Here is an 18,309-nt window from a genome sequence, read left to right as displayed (position 1 = left end):
CGACGAGCAGCACCCCACTCTCTGCCACCGCGCAGTACCCGCGCCCGCGCCCGTGCCCGCGTCCACAAAGACAGCCGGACTCCACGCCGCATCCGTCTGCGCGCGCCATCACTCTCCACACGCGCCATCAGTCCGAGCGCGCCATCAGTCTGCGCGCGCCATCTGTCTGCGTGCTGCCCCGGCGCCGACTACTGCGGCAGCACATCCAGCAGCCAGCCGGCCGAGTGTATCTGCGCCGCGCCTGCCGCCTCGACGCGACCCCGCAGTTCATGGTCGCTCGCGACGGCGACGACATGCTGTCCCGCGTGCACTCGGTGCTCGACCTCGGCGACGATCGCATCGTCTCCTGCCGCCTCAGCGCGCACGATCGAGACGCCGCCCGCAGGGAGCAGCTCGGGTGCCTCCGCAGCAGCATCGGATGAGGGCGTCGCTATCCCTCGCGCCTGCCCTTCCACCACGAGAGCGATCTCCGGGAACCAGGTCGTTCCGCCGAGGCCGAGATCAGACGCCGATACGGCAAGTCCGTCCAGACGCGAGGCAAGGCGCGTCGCGGCACCGGCACGGTCCTTCCACCATCCGTCCGGCACGGAACCGACGACGTTCGCGCTGTCGACGACCAGCGCCGGGCGTACGCCGAGCAGTTCCCGCAGAACGGGCCAGGCGCTGCCGAACCCCGGATGCAGCGGACGCGAGTCGACCTCGTCCACCGGCACCCATTCGAGAGCCACGCTCTCCGGGTCGCTGATCACCGGCTCGAACGGCCGCACCACGTCGGCGATCACGGTCGTGTACGACCAGACATCCAGATCGAGGACGCTCGTGAACCGGGGTCGCACGGAGCCGTCAGGAACACCTGCTTCCTCCTGCGCCTCGCGCACGGCGCCCACGATCGCGCTCTCGCCCGCGTGCAGAGCACCACCAGGCAGACCCCAAGTGCCCCCGAAGTGGCTCCAGGAGACCCGATGCTGCAGCAGGATCCCGCGGCCCGGATCGACCGCCAGCAGACCGGCTGCGCCGAAGCGCCCCCAGTACTTCTCCCCCGACGGCGCGATCACCCAGGCATCGCCAGGATTCCGCGGCCCGTCCGGGCGACGAGGTTCACCGGCAGCGGGAGGTACGACAGTCACCCCTTCAGCCTGTCACAGCATCCGGGTATCGGCATCCGCGCGGGTCATATGCGGGAACAGCCGTATCCGCAGGCGGCATGTCGTGGAGATTTCGGCGGATGCACGCAGCATGCGGGAACAGCCGCGCCCGCAGATCGCATGTCTTGAGCATTCGGCGGATGCAGGCAGCACGCGGGAACAGCCGTATCCGCAGATCGCACCTCCCGAGCATTCGGGCGGATGCACGCAGAAACAGCTGTGCCCGCGCGGGTTCGCGCGGGCACAGCTGGCGGCTCGGCCGCGACTCAGCGCTGGCGCTTCTCGCGGACGCGCATGTTGATGACGATCGGGGTTCCGTCGAACTCGTACAGCTCGCGAAGGCGACGCTGGATGAATCGGCGGTATCCCGGGTCGAGGAAGCCGGTCGTGAACAGCACGAACGTCGGCGGACGCGTCGACGCCTGGGTGCCGAACAGGATGCGCGGCTGCTTTCCTCCACGCAGCGGGTGCGGGTGCTCGGCGACGAGCTCGGCGAGGAAGGCATTGAACTTACCCGTCGGGATGCGACGGTCCCAGTTCTCGAGAGCCGTCTCGAGCGCAGGCACCAGCTTGTCGAGGTGACGGCCCGTCTTGGCCGAGATGTTCACGCGCGGGGCCCAGGCGACGTGCGCGAGATCCTGCTCGATCTCACGCTCGAGGTAGCGTCGGCGGTCGGCGTTCTCGAGGTCGTCGTCGTTCAGACGGTCCCACTTGTTGAACGCGAGCACGAGCGAGCGACCGGACTCGAGCACGAGATCGATGATCCGCACGTCCTGCTCGCTGATCGTCTCGGAGACATCGAGGACGACGACTGCGACCTCGGCCTTCTCGAGAGCAGCCGAGGTGCGCAGCGAGGCGTAGAAGTCAGCGCCCTGCGCCATGTGCACGCGACGACGGATGCCGGCGGTGTCGACCAGGCGCCACAGCTTGCCGCCGAGCTCGACGATCTCGTCGACCGGGTCGCGGGTCGTACCCGCGAGGTCGTTGACGACCACGCGCTCCTCGCCTGCTGCCTTGTTGAGCAGCGAGGACTTGCCGACGTTCGGGCGACCGAGGATCGCGACGCGACGAGGTCCGCCGATCTCCGCCTTCGCGACCGCGGAGACATCCGGAAGCGTCTTCAGCAGAGCGTCGAGCAGGTCGGCGACTCCACGACCGTGAATGGCCGAGACCGGGTGCGGCTCGCCGAGTCCGAGGTTCCAGAGTGCCGCGGCCTCGGGCTCCTGGCGGGCGTCGTCGATCTTGTTCGCGACGAGGAAGACGGGCTTGCCGCTCTTGCGCAGCAGCTTCACCACGTGCTCGTCGGTCGACGTGGCCCCGACCATCGCGTCGACGACGAACAGCACGACATCGGCGAGATCGATCGCGACCTCGGCCTGCGCGGCGACGGAGCGGTCGATACCGCGAGCGTCGGGCTCCCATCCGCCGGTGTCGACGAGCGAGAAGCGACGGTCGGCCCACTCGGCCTTGTACGTCACGCGGTCGCGGGTCACACCGGGGGTGTCCTCGACGACGGCCTCACGGCGGCCGAGAATGCGGTTCACGAGTGCGGATTTTCCGACGTTCGGCCGACCGACGATCGCCACCACAGGCAGGGCGGGGAAGAACTGGATCCCGTCCTCGCCCATCGTGATCCCGGCGAGGAGGGCTGCATCCTCATCGTCCAGGTCGTAGTCGGCGAGACCTGCACGCAGCGTCTCGGCGCGTGCCTCGGCGAGCTGCTCGTCGAGCTGCTCCATCTTCTCGGCGAGCTGGTCGGGGCCGCCTTCGTATTCGTCGTCAGCCATGGTGTACTCCTCGGATTCGTTCGATCACCGTGAGGACGGCGTCGATGGTCTGTGGGAAATCGAGCTCCGTCGAATCGACGACCTCGACGCCCTCTGCGGCGTTCAGGAAGTCGACGACGGCGCTGTCGGATGCGTCGCGCTTGTGCAGTGCGGCGGCGACGGCCTCGGCGTTCTCGCCGGCGAGCTCGCCGGCACGTCGTGCGGCGCGCACCTCGGGTGCGGCCGTGAGAAGGATGCGCACGGGCGCATCCGGGGCGACGACGGTCGTGATGTCCCGCCCCTCGACGACGACAGCCGGGTACGGCGCGTCGGCCACGAGAGAACGGAACAGTCGATTGACCTGCTCGCGCACCTCGGGCACTCGTGCGACACCGCTCACCGCTCCCGAGACAGACGGCTCGCGGATCGCGTCCGTGACATCCGCGTCGCCGACCTGCACCGTGCGGTCGTCGGGGTCGAGGCCCAGTCGCACCGGGAACTCGGCGACGGCGGCGAGGACGGCGTCCGCATCCGCTGTGTCCGCACCCCGGTCGAGAACATGCCAGGCGAGTGCGCGGTAGGCGGAACCGGTGTCCAGGTAGCCGAATCCGAGCTTGCGGGCGACGGCCTTGGAGACGCTGGACTTGCCGGAGCCGGCGGGTCCGTCGATGGCGATGAAATCAGTCATTGGTGGTACCTGCAATCCGCCAGCCGCGTTCCTGGAGTCCGGTGATCGCCCCGTGCAGTGCAGCGGGTTCTACGCTGATCTCGGCGAGACCGAACTGCGCACCCGGCGAGTGCTCGAGGCGGAGGTCCTCGACGTTCACGCCGAGCTCGCCGAGCTCGCCGAACAGTCGACCGAGCTGACCTGCGGTGTCGTCGATCATGACGACGAGGGACTCGAACCTCTGGTTCTGACCGTGCTTGCCCGGCAGACGTTCGACGCCGTCGTTGCCCTGCCGGATGGTCTCGGCCACCACGCGCCGGGCGCCGGGCGCCTCGGGGGCGCGCAGCGCGTCCGACACCTCGCGGAGATCGGCGGCCAAAGCGTCGAGGATCTCCACGACGGGTTCGGCGTTCGCGCCGAGGATCTGCACCCAGAGTTCAGGAGCGGATGCCGCGATGCGCGTCGTGTCACGCACTCCCTGGCCCGACAGGCGCAGCGCGCCCTCGTCGGCCTCGGCGAGCCGTCCGGCGAGAAGGCTGGCGACGACCTGCGGGACGTGCGAGGTGAGCGCGACGGAGCGGTCGTGCTCCTCCGGGGTCATCTCGAGCGGCATCGCGCCGACGTCGAGAGCGAGCGCCTCGACGAGAGCGAGGTCTGCGGCCCTGGTGTCGGCATCGCGGCAGACGACCCACGGGCGACCGATGAAGAGGTCGGCGCGTGCGGAGATCGCCCCACCGCGCTCACGTCCGGCAAGAGGGTGCGACCCGATGTAGCGCGTGATGTCGACACCGCGGTCACGCAGACTGCGGAACGGCTCGAGCTTCACGCTCGCGACGTCCGTGACCACGGCATCGGGGAATCGGGCGAGCTCCGCCTCGATCACGTCGGCGGTGACGTCAGGCGGCACCGCGACGACGACGAGCGTCGGTGCGTCGTCGTCGGCCACGGCACGCCCGGCGCCGTAGTCGATCGCCAGACGCAGCTGCGCGGGTGAGGTGTCGGCGAGGACGACGTCGATGCCCTTGGCGCGGAGCGCGTGGCCGATGCTCGCACCGAGCAGACCGGCGCCGACGACGCGCACGGTTCCGGAGAGCCTGGCCGCGATTCGCGGCGCGACGGAACTCCGAGCCCCCGTGGGCGCACTCGTCGTATCGGTCACTCGTTCTCCTGCTGCTCGCCTGGCGCCTCGGCGACACCGGAATCACGGCGCGACAGAGTCAAGAGCGCGCCCAGTTCGATTTTAGTCAGTTCGCGCGTCTTCCCAACCGGGAGGGTTCCCAGGTGCAGCGGGCCGAACTGCCGGCGCACGAGCTCGGTGACGGGGTGGCCGACCGCGGCCAGCATCCTGCGCACGATCCGGTTGCGCCCCGAGTGCAGGGTCAGCTCCACGAGGCTCGACCCGCGGGAAGTGTCGAGCAGGCGGGCCTTGTCTGCGGCGATCGGCCCGTCTTCGAGCTCGATCCCCTTGGTGAGCTTCGAGATCGTCTGAGCCGTCACCTCGCCTTCGACCTTGGCGATGTAGACCTTGGTGACGCCGAACGACGGGTGCGCGAGCACGTGTGCGAGGTCGCCGTCGTTCGTCAGGACCAGCAGGCCACTGGTCTCGGCATCCAGACGTCCGACGTTGTAGAGGCGCTCCTCATAGTCGTCGGTGAACCGGCGGAGGTCGGGGCGGCCGTTCTCGTCACGCAGGCTGCTCACGACGCCGGTGGGCTTGTTGAGCATCACATAGCGCTTCGACACATCGAGCTGCACAGCGGTGCCGTCGACGTCGATGAGGTCGTTCTCGGGGTCGACGCGGCGGCCGAGCTCGGTCACGGTCACGCCGTTGACGCGGATACGCCCTTCGACGATGTACTGCTCGATCACGCGCCGCGAGGCCACGCCCGCCGCTGACAGCACCTTCTGCAGGCGCACGCCCTCGGATGTCTCGAAGCCGCTCATCGGATGGTCCCTTCGTCGAAACTGAAACTCTGCGTCGAGACCACGCGACCGGCCGTCGCCGGGACCCCGATCATCGGATGGTCCCTTCGTCGAAGCCGTCCGCGCCGTCGTCGAGCAGAGGAGAGATGGGGGGCAGCTCGTCGAGCGAGTTGATGCCCAGGTGCTGCAGGAGTGCGTCGCTGGTGCCGTAGTTGATCGCGCCGGTCTCGGAGTCCGCGAAGAGCTCCGTGATGAGTCCGCGCGCGAGCAGCGTGCGCACCACGGAATCGACGTTCACCGCACGGATCGACGCCACCTGGCTGCGAGTGACCGGCTGCTTGTAGGCGATCACCGCGAGTGTCTCGAGCGCGGCCTGCGACAGCCGTGCGGGCGCCTGGCCACCGACGAACTCGGCGACCACGTCGTCGTGGTCCTCGCGGACGTACAGACGCCAGCCGCCGCCGACCTCGCGGAGCTCGAACCCGCGCCGTGGCCCCTGCCCCTTGCCGTCGTAGTCGTCGACGAGCGTCTCGATCGTCTGACGCACCGCAGCGACGGGCGAGCCCACCGCGGCCGCGAGAGCGACGAGACCGATCGGCTCGTCGATGATCAGCAGGATCGCCTCGATCCGTTCGGAGAGAGGCGATTCGCGAACGACCTCGTCGGTCGGGGCTTCTGTCACGTCATCGGTCATAGTCGGCTCCCAGAGATGCCAGAGTCTCGTCCGACCAGGAGTCGGCGGCCCAGCGCAGCGTCAGCTCGCCGAGCGGTTCCAATTGTTCGAAGGACAGCGCCGCGTGACGGTACAGCTCCAGAACGGAGATGAAACGCGCGACGACTATCCCGGGCTCGGTCACCCCCGCGACCAGCTCGCGGAAGCTCACGGATTCGGTGGCGCGCAACAGGGTCACGACGATTGCGGCCTGCTCCCGGATGCTCACGAGCGGGGCGTGCAGGTGATCGAGCCCGACGTGAGGGATCTCCTTCGGCGCGAACGCCAGCAGAGCCAGCGCGGCGAAGTCGTCGGCGCTGAGCGACCAGACGAGCTCGGGTGTCTTCTTGCGATGCTTCTCGTCCAGACGCACGGCCCGCACATGGCGGCGATCCTCGCGCTGCAGGCAGCGGGCGAACCACGTCGCGACCTCTTTGAACGCACGGTACTGCAGGAGGCGTGCGAAAAGCAGATCGCGGGCTTCGAGCAGCGCCACGGCCTCGGCATCCACCAGTTCGCCCTGCGGCAGGAGACCGGCGACCTTCATGTCGAGCAGGGTCGCCGCGACCACCAGGAACTCGGAGGCCTGGTCGAGCTCCTCGTCGTCGTCGAGCTCCTTGAGGTACGCGATGAACTCGTTCGTGACGGCGCTCAGCGACACCTCGGTGATGTCCATCTCATGCTTCGAGATGAGAGTGAGCAGCAGGTCGAACGGTCCGTCGAAGTTCGTCAACGACACCCGGAATCCGGGATCGGCGACAGGTGGCTCGCTGAGATCGGCAGGTGCCGATCCCTCGGCAGCCGTGGCTGCGGCCTCAGCCGCGGTGTCGGACGGCTCGACCTCAGGCGACAGCGCCACGGGCGACCAGCTCCCGCGCCAGCCGCAGGTACGCCTGGGCGGCGGCGTGCTCCGGTGCGAACTCGGTGATGGGCACACCGGAGACCGATGCGTCGGGGAACTTCACCGTGCGCCCGATCACGGTCTCGAGCACGTCGTCGCCGAACGCCTCGACCACACGCTCGAGCACCTCGCGCGAGTGCAGGGTGCGCGGGTCGTACATCGTGGCGAGGAGGCCGTCCATCGTGATCGACGGGTTCAGCCGGTCGCGCACCTTGTCTATGGTCTCGATCAGCAGCGCCACACCGCGCAACGCGAAGAACTCGCACTCGAGCGGGATGATCACGCCGTGCGCGGCGGTCAGCGCGTTGACGGTCAGCAGACCCAGCGACGGCTGGCAGTCGATGAGGATGACGTCGTACTCCCCCGCCACCTGACGCAGCACGCGGGCGAGGATCGTCTCGCGCGCGACCTCGTTGACGAGGTGCACCTCAGCTGCCGACAGGTCGATGTTCGCGGGCATCACGTCGAGGCCTTCGACGCCTGAGTGCACGATCGCGTCGTGTGCGTCGCGCTTCGTGTCGAGCAGCAGGTCGTAGATGGTCGGCACGTCGTGCGTCTGGATGCCGAGGCCGGCCGACAGCGCACCCTGGGGGTCGAAGTCGACGGCGAGCACCTTGCGACCGTATTCGGCCAGCGCCGCGGCGAGGTTGATCGACGTCGTCGTCTTGCCGACGCCGCCCTTCTGGTTGCACAGGGCGATGATGCGAGCGGGACCGTGCGAGGCGAGCGGTTCCGGGGTCGCGAAGCCGTGATAGGGACGCCCGGTGGGTCCCATGGGTGTGTCGTCGGTCTTCGACGTCTTCGCCCTGGACTTCGCCGCGTTCTCAGCCACCGATTCTCCTGCTCCTTCGTGCTTGGTCGATTCTAGCGATCGCCCGGGGGGATCGACGCCTCAGCCCCGGCGATCCCGCGTTTTCGCCGCGCCGCCCGCGCGTGGCGGGTCAGCGGGCGCGGGGGTGGGAGGTCGCGTAGATGTCGCGCAGGGTGTCCACCGACACGTGCGTGTAGATCTGCGTCGTCGCCACCGACGCGTGCCCGAGAAGCTCCTGCACCACGCGCACGTCGGCGCCGCCCTGCAGCAGATGCGTCGCGAACGAGTGGCGCAGGGTGTGCGGCGAGACCTCGGCGGTGATGTGCGCCTGCTCGGCAGCCGCACGGATCACGAGCCACGCGCTCTGCCGAGACAGCGGGGCACCGCGCGCGCCGAGGAACAGGCGGGCCGACGCTCTCCCCTTCGCCGCAAGCCCCGGCCGCACCCTCGTGAGGTATGCGTCGACCGCCGTGCGGGCGAACGATCCGATCGGGACGATGCGCTCCTTCGAGCCCTTGCCCCGAACCCGCAGGACGTCGCCGTGGGCGAGGTCGTCGACGTCGAGGCCCACGGCCTCCGACACTCGGGCGCCGGTCGCGTAGAGCAGCTCGAGAAGGGCGCGGTCGCGGATGCCGATCGGATCCTCGGCGCTCGGCGCTCCGAGCAGCCGCTCCACCTGGTCGATGGTCAGCGCCTTGGGCAGCCGGCGCGGTGCCTTGGGCGGCCTCAGACGGCCGCTGGGATCGTCGACCTCGATGCCCTCGCGGGCGAGGAACCGATGCCATCCCCGCACGGACGATTGCAATCGGGCGAGGCTCGTCGCGGCAGGCGTCGGGTCGGCGGACGAGCGATCCGCGATGAAGCGTCCGACGACCGCCGGTGTGATCTCGGCGGTGTCGACGATGTTCTCGGCATCCAGCCACTCCAGGTAGCCGCCGAGGTCGCGGCGATAGGCCGAGATCGTGTGCTCGCTCAGCCCGCGCTCGATCGTGACGTGGCGCAGATACGTGTCCAAAGCACGGTCGAGCTGCATGCTCAGCTCCGGTCGCGCAGCCTCTGCGCGGCCGCGAGCACACCGATGCTGAGGATGCCGTTGCGCATGCGGCCGTCGAGCACGGCCCTGACGGCCTCGTCGAGCGGAACCCATTCGACGCGGATGTCAGCCTCTTCGTCCTCCCGCGCATGCGCGGACGGCGCTGCCGAGATGCCCGTCGCGAGGAAGATGTGGATCACCTCGTCGTTGCCGCCGGGTGTCGTCCAGGACGAGACGAGGGGCTCCCACTCCGCGGCGACCAGGTCGGCTTCCTCGGCGAGCTCGCGCCGGGCAGCCTCGACGGGCTCCTCCCCCGGCATGTCGAGCAGGCCGGCGGGCAGCTCCCAGTCGCGGTGACGGATCGGATGCCGATACTGCTGGATCAGCAGCACGCGTCCGACGTCATCGAGCGCGAGGATCGCGACGGCGCCCGTGTGCGCGACGTACTGGCGACGGATCTCACCATCGCCGTAGCGCACGCGGTCGTCGCGCACGTTCCAGACGACGCCCTCGAACCCGACCTCGCTGTGGAGGACCTCGGGTTCGAAGGGCTCGTCCCGCAGCGCGTCGAGATCAGGCATCGGCTCCGCCGAACTCAGGCATCGGCTTCCACGTCGAACAGCTCGCTCGCCCGGTGACGCTCGATCGCAGCTCCGACCAGGCCGCGGAACAACGGGTGCGGGTCGGTCGGACGCGAGCGGAGCTCGGGGTGGGCCTGCGTGGCGATGTAGTACGGGTGCACGTCGCGCGGAAGCTCGACGTACTCGACGAGGTCGAGCTCCGGGTTCAGACCCGAGAAGACGAGACCGGCCTCGGACAGACGCGTGCGATACGCGTTGTTGACCTCGTAGCGGTGGCGGTGGCGCTCCGAGGCCTCCGAGGCACCGTACAGCTCACTCGCCAGCGACCCCTCGGCCAGCGCAGCCTTATAGAGGCCGAGACGCATCGTGCCGCCCAGGTCGCCGCCGTCGAGGATCTCGACCTGCTCGGCCATGGTCGCGATGACGGGCTCGGTGGTCTCGGGGTCGAACTCGCTCGAGGATGCTCCGGCGATGCCGGCCACGTCACGGGCGTACTCGATGACCATGCACTGCAGGCCGAGGCAGAGACCGAGGGTCGGGATCCCCTGCTCGCGCGCGAACTTCAGTGCGCCGAGCTTGCCCTCGATGCCGCGGATGCCGAATCCACCGGGGACGCAGATGCCGTCGAGTGTGGCGAGCTGCTCCTGCGCGCCCTCGGGGGTCTCGCAGCGGTCCGAGGGGATCCAGCGGATGTTGACCTTGGTCTCCTGGGCGAAGCCGCCGGCCTTGAGGGCCTCGGTGACCGAGAGGTAGGCGTCGGGGAGGTCGATGTACTTGCCGACCAGGCCGATCGTCACCTCGTGCTTGGGGTTGTGCACCGCGTGCAGCACCTTGCTCCAGCGCGACCAGTCGACCTCGTCTGCGGCCTTCTGGTCGAGGCCGAGACGGCGCACGATGTACGAGTCGAGGCCCTGATCGTTCAGCGTCGAGGGGATGTCGTAGATGCTCGGCAGGTCGACCGTGTTGATGACGCCCTCGGCGTCGACGTCGCACATGAGCGCGATCTTGTTGCGATTGCTCTCGCTGACCGGACGGTCGCTGCGCAGCACGAGCGCGTCGGGCTGGATGCCGACCTGGCGGAGGGCTGCGACCGAGTGCTGGGTGGGCTTGGTCTTCTGCTCGCCGGACGCACCCATGAACGGCACGAGCGATACGTGCACGAAGAACACGCTGTCACGACCGAGTTCATGGCGGAGCTGACGTGCCGCCTCGAGGAACGGCTGCGACTCGATGTCACCGACCGTTCCACCGACCTCGGTGATGATGACGTCGGGACGGGGGTCCTCGGTCGCCTGCAGACGCATGCGCCGCTTGATCTCGTCAGTGATGTGCGGGATGACCTGCACGGTGTCGCCGAGGTACTCGCCGCGGCGCTCACGCGCGATCACCTGCGAGTAGATCTGACCGGTCGTGACATTGGCCGCCTGCGACAGGTTGATGTCGAGGAAGCGCTCGTAGTGTCCGATGTCGAGATCGGTCTCGGCGCCGTCGTCCGTGACGAAGACCTCGCCGTGCTGGAACGGGTTCATCGTGCCCGGATCGACGTTCAGATACGGATCGAGCTTCTGCATGACGACGCGGAGTCCGCGTGCCGTCAGAAGGTTTCCGAGGCTTGCGGCAGTGAGCCCCTTACCCAAAGACGAAACGACACCACCCGTCACAAAGATGTGCTTGGTCGTGTCGTTCTTGGGCCCCGCAGAAGAAGAGTTCATCACGGGCTTCGATCCTATCAGTCGGTGGAGGTGCCGAGGGTGAGAAGTTCCCGAGCGTGGGTGATCGCGGCGTCCGAATCGGTCAGTCCGGAGAGCAGTCGGGCCATTTCGGCCTCGCGCTCCTCCCCCTCCAGACGGCGGACGCTGGATGCTGTGACCGCGCCGTCGTGGGATTTGACGACCGAGAGATGGTTCGTGGCGAACGCCGCCACCTGCGCGAGATGTGTCACCGCGATGACCTGCGACTTCTCGGCAAGTCGGGCGAGTCGTCGTCCGACCTCGATCGCTGCGGCCCCGCCGATGCCGGCATCGACCTCGTCGAACACGAAGGTCGGCACGGGGTCTGTTCCGGCGATCACGACCTCGATCGCGAGCATGACGCGCGAGAGCTCTCCCCCGGACGCGCCCTTGCCGACCGATCGCGGCTCTGCTCCGGGGTGCGGTGCCAGCAGGATCGCGACGTCGTCGCGGCCGTGTGCGCTCTCGGCGCCCGGCGTGACGGCCACCTCGAGTCGGGCGTCGGGCATCGCGAGCGCATGCAGCTCATCGCTCACGGCGACGCCGAGCTTCGCGGCGGCTGCCGTGCGCACTGCGGTCAGCGCATCGGCTCGGGCGTCGAGTTCGGCGCGAGCGGTGTCGCGTTCGGCTTCGAGCCGATCCAGTCGCTCGCCGTCGTCGTCGAGCTCGGCGAGCCGAGCAGACCCCGTCTGCCAGAGCTCCAGTGCTTCATCGAGCGAGCCGTGCGCACGGATCAGGGTTCCGAGGGCTGCACGGCGCTCCTCGACCGCTGCGAGCTCATGCGGGCCGGTCTCATCGAGATCCGCGAGGTACGCGGACAGCTGGCCTGCGACATCGGCGATGCGATAGCCGATGTCGGCGAGGCCGGCGGAGATCTCGGTGAGTGACGTGTCGGAGACGCGCTCGAGCGCTCGACGCGCTTCGGCGATCAGAGCGGATGCGTCGGGTTCGCCCTCTTCGTTCGAAAGCGCGCCGTGGGCCAGGGAGGCGGCGAGTCGGAGCTCTTCCGCATTCGCCAGACGTTCGGCCCGCGCGGACAGCTCGACGTCCTCGCCGGGTTCGGGCGCAGCGGCCTCGATCAGGGCGAGCGCCTCGCGCAGACGCGCGGCCTCTTCGGCCCGCCGATCGCGGTTCTCCGTGATGTCGGTGATCTCTGCGTCGAGCTCGCGCCAGCGCGCGAACGACGAGGCGTACGCCTCGAGCGCTGTGGCGATCGAGGCACCTCCGAAGCGGTCGAGAGCATCCCGCTGAGCCGCGGATGAGCGCAGTCGAAGCTGCTCGGACTGTCCGTGGACGACGACGAGTTCCTCGGCGAGGGCGGAGAGCACCCCGGCAGGCGCTGCGCGGCCTCCGACGCTCGCGCGGCTGCGCCCTTCGGCGCTGAGCGTGCGCGACACGTAGAGCTCGGCAGCGCCCGCTCCTGCGGGTTCCAGCTCTCCCCCGGCGTCCGCGACGATGTCGGCGACGTCGCCCGTCTCGGGGACGATCCATACTCCGGCGACCGATGCCTGCGTCGCTCCTGCGCGCACCGCACCGGAATCCGCACGCTGCCCGAGCAGCAGCCCGAGACCCGTCACCACCATGGTCTTGCCCGCACCGGTCTCGCCGGTGATCGCGGTGAACCCTGCGCCGAGAGGCAGCACGGCGTCGGCGATCACGCCGAGCCCCTGCATCCGCATCTCCTCGATCATGCGATCGGCCCCTGTCCTCGCCAGCCCGCGACCGGCAGCTGGAACTTGCGCACCAATCGGTTCGTGAACTCGGTGGGGTGCAGACGGGCGAGCCGCACGGGGCGCGACGATCGCCGCACCACGACACGCGCACCCGGCGGGAGGTCGTGCGATCGTCGTCCGTCGCACCAGAGGATGCCGGCGCCCGAAGTGCCTTCGAGCATCTCGATCGCCACTGCGGCATCCGGGCTCACGACGAGCGGCTTCGCGAACAGCGCGTGGGCTGAGAGCGGCACCACAGCGATGGCCTCGACGCTCGGCCAGATGACAGGGCCGCCTGCCGAGAAGTTGTAGGCGGTGGACCCGGTCGGGGTCGACACGACCATGCCGTCGCAGCCGAAGCTCGACAGCGGGAGTCCGTCGATCTCGAGCACGACCTCGATCATGCGCTCACGGCTGGCCTTCTCGACCGTCGCCTCGTTCAAGGCGAAGGTCTCGTAGACGACCGTGCCGTCGACGTCCTTGACCCGAACCGACAGCGCCAGACGGTCCTCGACCTCGTAGTCGCGGTCGATGACGCGGCGCACGGCCGCATCCATGTCGTCCCGATCGATCTCGGCGAGGAACCCGACGTGTCCCATGTTGATGCCGAGCACCGGTGCCGCACAGCCGCGCACGAGCTCGGCGGCACGGAGGATCGTGCCGTCGCCTCCGAGGACGATGGCGAGTTCGAGCTCGTCCTGCTGCACCGTCTCGCCGAGCACGTCGACGTCGGCGAAGCGAGGGTCGACCGCACGCAGGTCGACGCTGTCGTCGGCCGCGAGCACCGGGCGCGCACCGGCGCCGCGCAACTCGTCGATCACCTTCCGGGCTGCATCGACCGTGTCCTCGCGCCCGGCGTGGGCGACGACCAGGATGTTGCGCTCGTTCATCGTCTCCCTGCCAGTGTGTTGATGCGGTCCGACCATTCTGACGGATCGCTTCCGCGCCCCGGCGCGAGGTGCAGAAGATACTCCGAGTTGCCGTGCGTCCCCAGGATCGGGGAGGGAAGGATGCCGAGCATCCCGAGTCCTGCGTCGAATGCGCTCCATGCGGTGCGTGCCACGGCATCGGCACGAGTCGCGGGGTCGGTGACGAGCCCGCCGCGCACCGCGGTGCGCCCGACTTCGAACTGCGGCTTCACCAGCAGCACGATGTCGGACGTGGGCGCGGCGATGCCCGCGACTGCGGGAAGGACGAGCTCGAGAGAGATGAACGAGAGATCGCCGACGACCAAGTCGGGAGCCTCGGTCTCACCCGTGACATCCTTCAGGCTCTCGGGCGTCATGTGACGGACGTTGTAGCCCTCGACGAGCACGACGGCGGGGTCGGCCGCGATGGACGCCGCCATCTGGTCGTGGCCGACGTCGACAGCGAGAACCCTACGGGCTCCGCGCTCGCGGAGCACCTGGGTGAATCCGCCCGTGGAGGCTCCCATGTCGAGCGCGAGACGCCCTTCGACAGAGATCGCGAAGCCGTCGAGTGCGGCGATCAGCTTGTGGGCCGCCCGGCCGACGTAGTGATCTGTCGCGGCGACGGTGATCTCGGCGGAATCAGCGACGGGCGTCGAGGCCTTGACCACCGGTCGGCCGTCGATGCTCACCACGCCTTCTGCGATCAGAGTGGCGGCATGAGTGCGCGAACGGGCGAGACCTCGCGCGGCGAGGGCGGCATCGAGTCGCGTCATCGGGCGCCCGGTGCGTCGCGCTGATCGAGCTTCGCGCCGCTGTCGAGGCGGCGGGAGAGTTCGTCATGCAGCCCGGAGTATGCGCCCGCACGGGCAGCGAGAGGCTGCCCCTCGATCAGGCGCAGGCGACTCCACAGACCGTCGGTCGGTGCGTTCGTCGTCTCTTCGCTCACGGTTCTACTGTACGCGGCGGGGCCGACACGTCGGCGAAGCCACGGCGGCGCGAGCCACCTGGCCCGCGCCGGCGCCGATCAGGGACGGTGGAACGGGTCGTCGTAGAGACGCTCGGGTACGCGAAGCACGAACACCGGGGTTCCGGATGCCCAGATCGCGGCCGCACCGGCACGCAGCAGGTCGATCTGCGAGTCGCCCTCGGCGACGATCTCGACGTCCGCTCCGACGACGCGGACGGATGCGCCGTTGACCGAATGGATGCCGTCCTTCGACGTGACCTCAGGATACGGCTCGTGCAGCTCCCGGAGGTCGCTGAGGATGTAGGTCGGCCGGGATCCTTCAGGAGCCGCGAGCACGTGCTTGGGACGGTCGATGCCCGTGAGCACGAGCGCGGAGTCGATGCCTGCACGAACGGCACCGAGGATGTCGGTGTCGAGGCGGTCGCCGATGAAAAGCGGCTTCTTCGCGCCGAAACGCTCCGTCGCCTCTTCGAAGATCGGAGTCTCCGGCTTTCCCGCGACGGTCGCGAGGCGACCGATGGCCGTGTGCACGGCGGACACGAGCGTGCCGTTCCCGGGGGCGACGCCGCGTTCACGAGGGATCGTCCAGTCGGTGTTGGTGGCGATCCAGGGGATGCCTCCGTCCTCTTCAGGCACCTTCAGCGCGAAGGCTGCCTCGGCGAGATCGGTCCAGGCGACTTCGGGAGCGAAGCCCTGCACGACGGCATCCGGAGCATCCTCTGCGCTGCGGGTCACGGTGTAACCGGCCTTCTCCGCCTCGTCGACGAGACCTGCTCCCCCGACGATCAGCAGCGTCGCCGGAGGCGGGACGATCCCGGCGAGCAGGCGCATCGCCGCCTGCGGGCTGGTGATCACATCGGCCGGGGCGACATCGAGCCCGAGGCTGGTCAGGTGCTCGGCTACCGAGGCATCCGTGCGCGACGCGTTGTTCGTGATGTACCCGAGTCGCGCGGACGCCGCGGCGGCGTTGAGGCTCTCCACGGCGTGCGGAAGTGCGCCCGGACCCGCGTAGACGACACCGTCAAGGTCGGCCAGCACGGCATCGACCCCGGTGAGAGGCGTCCGAAGCGCAGGCTTCTTCGAGAACAACCCCACTACGCCTCCTCGGAGGAGTCGGATGCGGAGCGCTTCTCGTCCTCCGGGGCGGAATCGGACTCGTCGGACTCGAGCGCGTCGTCGTCTTCGTCCTCGCCGAGAAGCTCGCGCACCTCGTCGTCGATCGACGGCTCGGGCTCGATGTCTGCGTCCGAGTCCGCATCTGCGTCCGAGTCCGCATCTGCATCTGCATCTGCATCTGCATCTGCATCTGCATCTGCATCTGCATCATCCGTGACCGCTTCAGCCGCATCAGCGTCCGAGTCTTCAGCCACGGGCTGCTTTGCGTGGTCCTCGTCGTCGAAGTCGCCCTCGATGAGGCCGTCCTCGATGATGATCTCCTCGTCGCCGGCCTCGTCCACTCCGAGCGCTTCGGCGGCGACCTCGGCACGGTGCGCCCAGAACTCGGCCTCATCTGTGCGTCCCAGGTCCTCGAGAACGGCGGCGCGGGCGGCGAAGAGCGCGGGGCTCCACTCGAACGCGCGATCCGGGTCGAGCTCCGGGATCTCGAGCTCGCCGAGTGCGAGTTCCAGGTCGCCCTGGTCGAGGCGTGCGCCAGACATGGCGATCGCCAGCGAGACCCGGACAGGTGTGGTGAGAGCGGCCCGGTCGATCGCTCGGCCGGTCTCGAGCGCACGGTCGGGCCGACCGATCCCGCGCTCGCTGTCGACCATGAGGGCGATCTGATCGTCCTTGCCGGAGATGCGTCGGTACGTGCGCAGCTCACGGAGCGCAAGAGCGAAGTCCTCGGTCGCATAGGCCGTGATGCCGAGCGTCTCGCGGACGATGGCGATACGACCTGCGCGACGCGACGCCGCGAGGGCGTGCTCGTGAGCGAGCGCAGGGTCTTCGTCGATGAGACGGGATGCCATGGCCAGGTGACGCGCGACGAGGTCGGCGTTCTCCTTGCTCAGCGTCTTCAGCTCGTTGCGAGCAGAGGTGTGCAGATCGCGCGCAGTGACGTCGTCCGGGATGTGCGGGTCGTTGAACCGAGGACGGTCGCCATCAGCCTGAATCGGACGTTCGCGGCCCACTCCTCCGCGCTGCGGGTACGAGCGAGACGATTCACGGTCCTGGCGGGGGGCACGGTCATCACGGTTGTCGCGGTTGTAACCACCCGTGCGGGGTGCGCCACCGTCGCGGTTGTCGCGGTTGTAACCACCGGAGCGGGGAGCGCCACCATCGCGGTTGTCGCGGTTGTAACCACCGGAGCGGGGAGCGCCACCATCGCGGTTGTAGCCGCCCGTGCGGGGTGCGCCACCATCGCGGCTATCGCGGCTGTATCCACCGGAGCGCGGAGCGCCACCGTCACGGTTGTCACGGTTGTAACCACCCGTGCGGGGTGCGCCACCGTCGCGGTTGTCGCGGTTGTAACCACCCGTGCGGGGTGCGCCACCGTCGCGGTTGTCGCGGTTGTAGCCGCCGGAGCGGGGTGCGCCACCATCGCGGCTATCCCGGTTGTACCCACCCGTGCGAGGTGCGCCACCGTCACGGTTGTCACGGTTGTAGCCACCCGAACGGGGAGCACCACCATCACGGTTGTACCCACCCGTGCGGGGTGCGCCACCGTCACGGTTGTCACGGTTGTAACCACCCGAGCGCGGAGCACCACCATCACGGTTGTCACGGTTGTAACCACCCGAGCGCGGAGCACCACCATCACGGTTATAGCCGCCGGAGCGGGGTGCCCCACTGTCGCGGTTGTCGCGGTTGTAGCCACCCGTGCGAGGTGCGCCACCGTCACGGTTATCCCGGTTGTAACCGCCCGTGCGAGGTGCGCCACCGTCACGGTTATCGCGGGTGTAACCACCCGAGCGGGGAGCACCGCCATCGCGGTTATCGCGGCTGTATCCACCGGAGCGGGGAGCGCCACCGTCACGGTTGTCACGGTTGTACCCACCCGAACGGGGAGCACCACCATCACGGTTGTAGCCGCCGGAGCGGGGTGCGCCACCGTCACGGCTATCGCGGTTGTAACCACCCGTGCGAGGAGCACCACCATCACGGCTATCCCGGTTGTACCCACCCGTGCGAGGAGCACCACTATCACGGTTGTACCCCCCCGAACGGGGTGCGTCATCACGACGGGGGCCGCTGCTGCGGTTCTGGTCGGGGCGTCGACCGGAAGGACGGTGACCGCGCGATCCATTGTCGTCGTTGCGACGCGGACGGCGCTCTTGGTCTTCCGGCATGATGCTCCCTGTTCTAGATGTTGTTAACGCAAAATGGCCACCCAACGATGGGTGGCCATTTGCTTAAAAGAAGTCCGGCGGTGTCCTACTCTCCCACAGGGTCCCCCCTGCAGTACCATCGGCGCTGTGAGGCTTAGCTTCCGGGTTCGGAATGTAACCGGGC

The 18,309-nt window shown here is 68.8% G+C and carries 17 protein-coding genes and 1 rRNA gene; all 18 read right to left on the bottom strand.

Annotated features, from left to right (window positions below):
- Nucleotides 1-188 precede the first annotated feature (188 nt).
- Complete coding sequence (locus ASF63_RS15980; RefSeq protein WP_056516377.1) at nt 189-1,127, bottom strand: NUDIX domain-containing protein; 939 nt, start codon at nt 1,125-1,127, stop codon at nt 189-191.
- Between the two features lie 284 nt (nt 1,128-1,411).
- On the bottom strand, nt 1,412-2,932 hold the full coding sequence (der, locus tag ASF63_RS15975) for a ribosome biogenesis GTPase Der (RefSeq protein WP_056306901.1): 1,521 nt from the start codon (nt 2,930-2,932) through the stop codon (nt 1,412-1,414).
- Complete coding sequence (gene cmk, locus ASF63_RS15970) at nt 2,925-3,599, bottom strand: (d)CMP kinase (protein ID WP_056516374.1); 675 nt, start codon at nt 3,597-3,599, stop codon at nt 2,925-2,927. The genes der and cmk overlap by 8 nt, the downstream gene beginning before the upstream one ends.
- Nucleotides 3,592-4,737, bottom strand: coding sequence for a prephenate dehydrogenase (locus tag ASF63_RS15965; RefSeq protein WP_082478276.1), 1,146 nt, complete (start codon nt 4,735-4,737; stop codon nt 3,592-3,594). The genes cmk and ASF63_RS15965 overlap by 8 nt, the downstream gene beginning before the upstream one ends.
- Nucleotides 4,734-5,522, bottom strand: coding sequence for a pseudouridine synthase (locus ASF63_RS15960; protein ID WP_056516371.1), 789 nt, complete (start codon nt 5,520-5,522; stop codon nt 4,734-4,736). The genes ASF63_RS15965 and ASF63_RS15960 overlap by 4 nt, the downstream gene beginning before the upstream one ends.
- Nucleotides 5,523-5,592: 70 nt before the next feature.
- Nucleotides 5,593-6,195, bottom strand: coding sequence for an SMC-Scp complex subunit ScpB (gene scpB / locus ASF63_RS15955; RefSeq protein WP_056516368.1), 603 nt, complete (start codon nt 6,193-6,195; stop codon nt 5,593-5,595).
- On the bottom strand, nt 6,185-7,072 hold the full coding sequence (locus tag ASF63_RS15950) for a segregation and condensation protein A (RefSeq protein WP_056516365.1): 888 nt from the start codon (nt 7,070-7,072) through the stop codon (nt 6,185-6,187). The genes scpB and ASF63_RS15950 overlap by 11 nt, the downstream gene beginning before the upstream one ends.
- On the bottom strand, nt 7,056-7,889 hold the full coding sequence (locus ASF63_RS15945) for a ParA family protein (protein WP_056517281.1): 834 nt from the start codon (nt 7,887-7,889) through the stop codon (nt 7,056-7,058). The genes ASF63_RS15950 and ASF63_RS15945 overlap by 17 nt, the downstream gene beginning before the upstream one ends.
- Nucleotides 7,890-8,055: 166 nt before the next feature.
- Nucleotides 8,056-8,958 (bottom strand): site-specific tyrosine recombinase XerD, encoded by a 903-nt coding sequence (gene xerD / locus ASF63_RS15940; RefSeq protein WP_056516362.1) that lies wholly within the window; start codon nt 8,956-8,958, stop codon nt 8,056-8,058.
- A gap of 2 nt (nt 8,959-8,960) precedes the next feature.
- A complete protein-coding gene (locus ASF63_RS15935) occupies nt 8,961-9,539 on the bottom strand; it encodes an NUDIX domain-containing protein (protein ID WP_056516359.1) in 579 nt (192 codons plus the stop codon).
- 14 nt (nt 9,540-9,553) lie between these two features.
- The gene (locus ASF63_RS15930) at nt 9,554-11,251 is read right to left on the bottom strand and encodes a CTP synthase (RefSeq protein ID WP_056516356.1); all 1,698 of its coding nucleotides are present in this window, start codon (nt 11,249-11,251) and stop codon (nt 9,554-9,556) included.
- Nucleotides 11,252-11,268: 17 nt separating this feature from the next.
- Nucleotides 11,269-12,960 (bottom strand): DNA repair protein RecN, encoded by a 1,692-nt coding sequence (gene recN, locus ASF63_RS15925; protein WP_056516354.1) that lies wholly within the window; start codon nt 12,958-12,960, stop codon nt 11,269-11,271.
- Entirely contained in the window at nt 12,957-13,871 is a 915-nt protein-coding gene (locus tag ASF63_RS15920) for an NAD kinase (protein WP_056516351.1), read from the bottom strand. Before ASF63_RS15920 ends, recN begins: the two co-directional genes overlap by 4 nt.
- Nucleotides 13,868-14,665, bottom strand: a complete 798-nt coding sequence (locus ASF63_RS15915) for a TlyA family RNA methyltransferase (RefSeq protein WP_056516347.1) — start codon at nt 14,663-14,665, stop codon at nt 13,868-13,870. The genes ASF63_RS15920 and ASF63_RS15915 overlap by 4 nt, the downstream gene beginning before the upstream one ends.
- The gene (locus ASF63_RS19375) at nt 14,662-14,838 is read right to left on the bottom strand and encodes a hypothetical protein (RefSeq protein WP_167347478.1); all 177 of its coding nucleotides are present in this window, start codon (nt 14,836-14,838) and stop codon (nt 14,662-14,664) included. The genes ASF63_RS15915 and ASF63_RS19375 overlap by 4 nt, the downstream gene beginning before the upstream one ends.
- Nucleotides 14,839-14,916: 78 nt before the next feature.
- Nucleotides 14,917-15,954 (bottom strand): HAD-IIA family hydrolase, encoded by a 1,038-nt coding sequence (locus ASF63_RS15910; protein WP_056516345.1) that lies wholly within the window; start codon nt 15,952-15,954, stop codon nt 14,917-14,919.
- Entirely contained in the window at nt 15,954-18,146 is a 2,193-nt protein-coding gene (locus tag ASF63_RS19510) for a hypothetical protein (RefSeq protein ID WP_235560833.1), read from the bottom strand. Before ASF63_RS19510 ends, ASF63_RS15910 begins: the two co-directional genes overlap by 1 nt.
- A 72-nt stretch (nt 18,147-18,218) precedes the next feature.
- Nucleotides 18,219-18,309, bottom strand: a 5S ribosomal RNA gene (gene rrf / locus ASF63_RS15900); the annotation flags it as partial.

This window comes from Microbacterium sp. Leaf320, from assembly GCF_001423485.1.
GTDB lineage: Bacteria > Actinomycetota > Actinomycetes > Actinomycetales > Microbacteriaceae > Microbacterium.
Note: the sequence above shows the minus strand (reverse complement) of the source record. Positions and strands in the feature narration are given on the sequence as shown.

Excerpts from the sequence above, each read along its gene's own strand:
- ASF63_RS15935 (WP_056516359.1), bottom strand. The coding sequence starts at position 9,539 with ATGCCTGATCTCGACGCGCTGCGGGACGAGCCCTTCGAACCCGAGGTC.
- ASF63_RS15960 (WP_056516371.1), bottom strand. The coding sequence starts at position 5,522 with ATGAGCGGCTTCGAGACATCCGAGGGCGTGCGCCTGCAGAAGGTGCTG.
- der (WP_056306901.1), bottom strand. The coding sequence starts at position 2,932 with ATGGCTGACGACGAATACGAAGGCGGCCCCGACCAGCTCGCCGAGAAG.
- ASF63_RS15945 (WP_056517281.1), bottom strand. The coding sequence starts at position 7,889 with ATGGGACCCACCGGGCGTCCCTATCACGGCTTCGCGACCCCGGAACCG.
- recN (WP_056516354.1), bottom strand. The coding sequence starts at position 12,960 with ATGATCGAGGAGATGCGGATGCAGGGGCTCGGCGTGATCGCCGACGCC.
- cmk (WP_056516374.1), bottom strand. The coding sequence starts at position 3,599 with ATGACTGATTTCATCGCCATCGACGGACCCGCCGGCTCCGGCAAGTCC.
- ASF63_RS15915 (WP_056516347.1), bottom strand. The coding sequence starts at position 14,665 with ATGACGCGACTCGATGCCGCCCTCGCCGCGCGAGGTCTCGCCCGTTCG.
- scpB (WP_056516368.1), bottom strand. The coding sequence starts at position 6,195 with ATGACCGATGACGTGACAGAAGCCCCGACCGACGAGGTCGTTCGCGAA.
- ASF63_RS19510 (WP_235560833.1), bottom strand. The coding sequence starts at position 18,146 with ATGCCGGAAGACCAAGAGCGCCGTCCGCGTCGCAACGACGACAATGGA.
- ASF63_RS15930 (WP_056516356.1), bottom strand. The coding sequence starts at position 11,251 with ATGAACTCTTCTTCTGCGGGGCCCAAGAACGACACGACCAAGCACATC.
- xerD (WP_056516362.1), bottom strand. The coding sequence starts at position 8,958 with ATGCAGCTCGACCGTGCTTTGGACACGTATCTGCGCCACGTCACGATC.
- ASF63_RS15920 (WP_056516351.1), bottom strand. The coding sequence starts at position 13,871 with ATGAACGAGCGCAACATCCTGGTCGTCGCCCACGCCGGGCGCGAGGAC.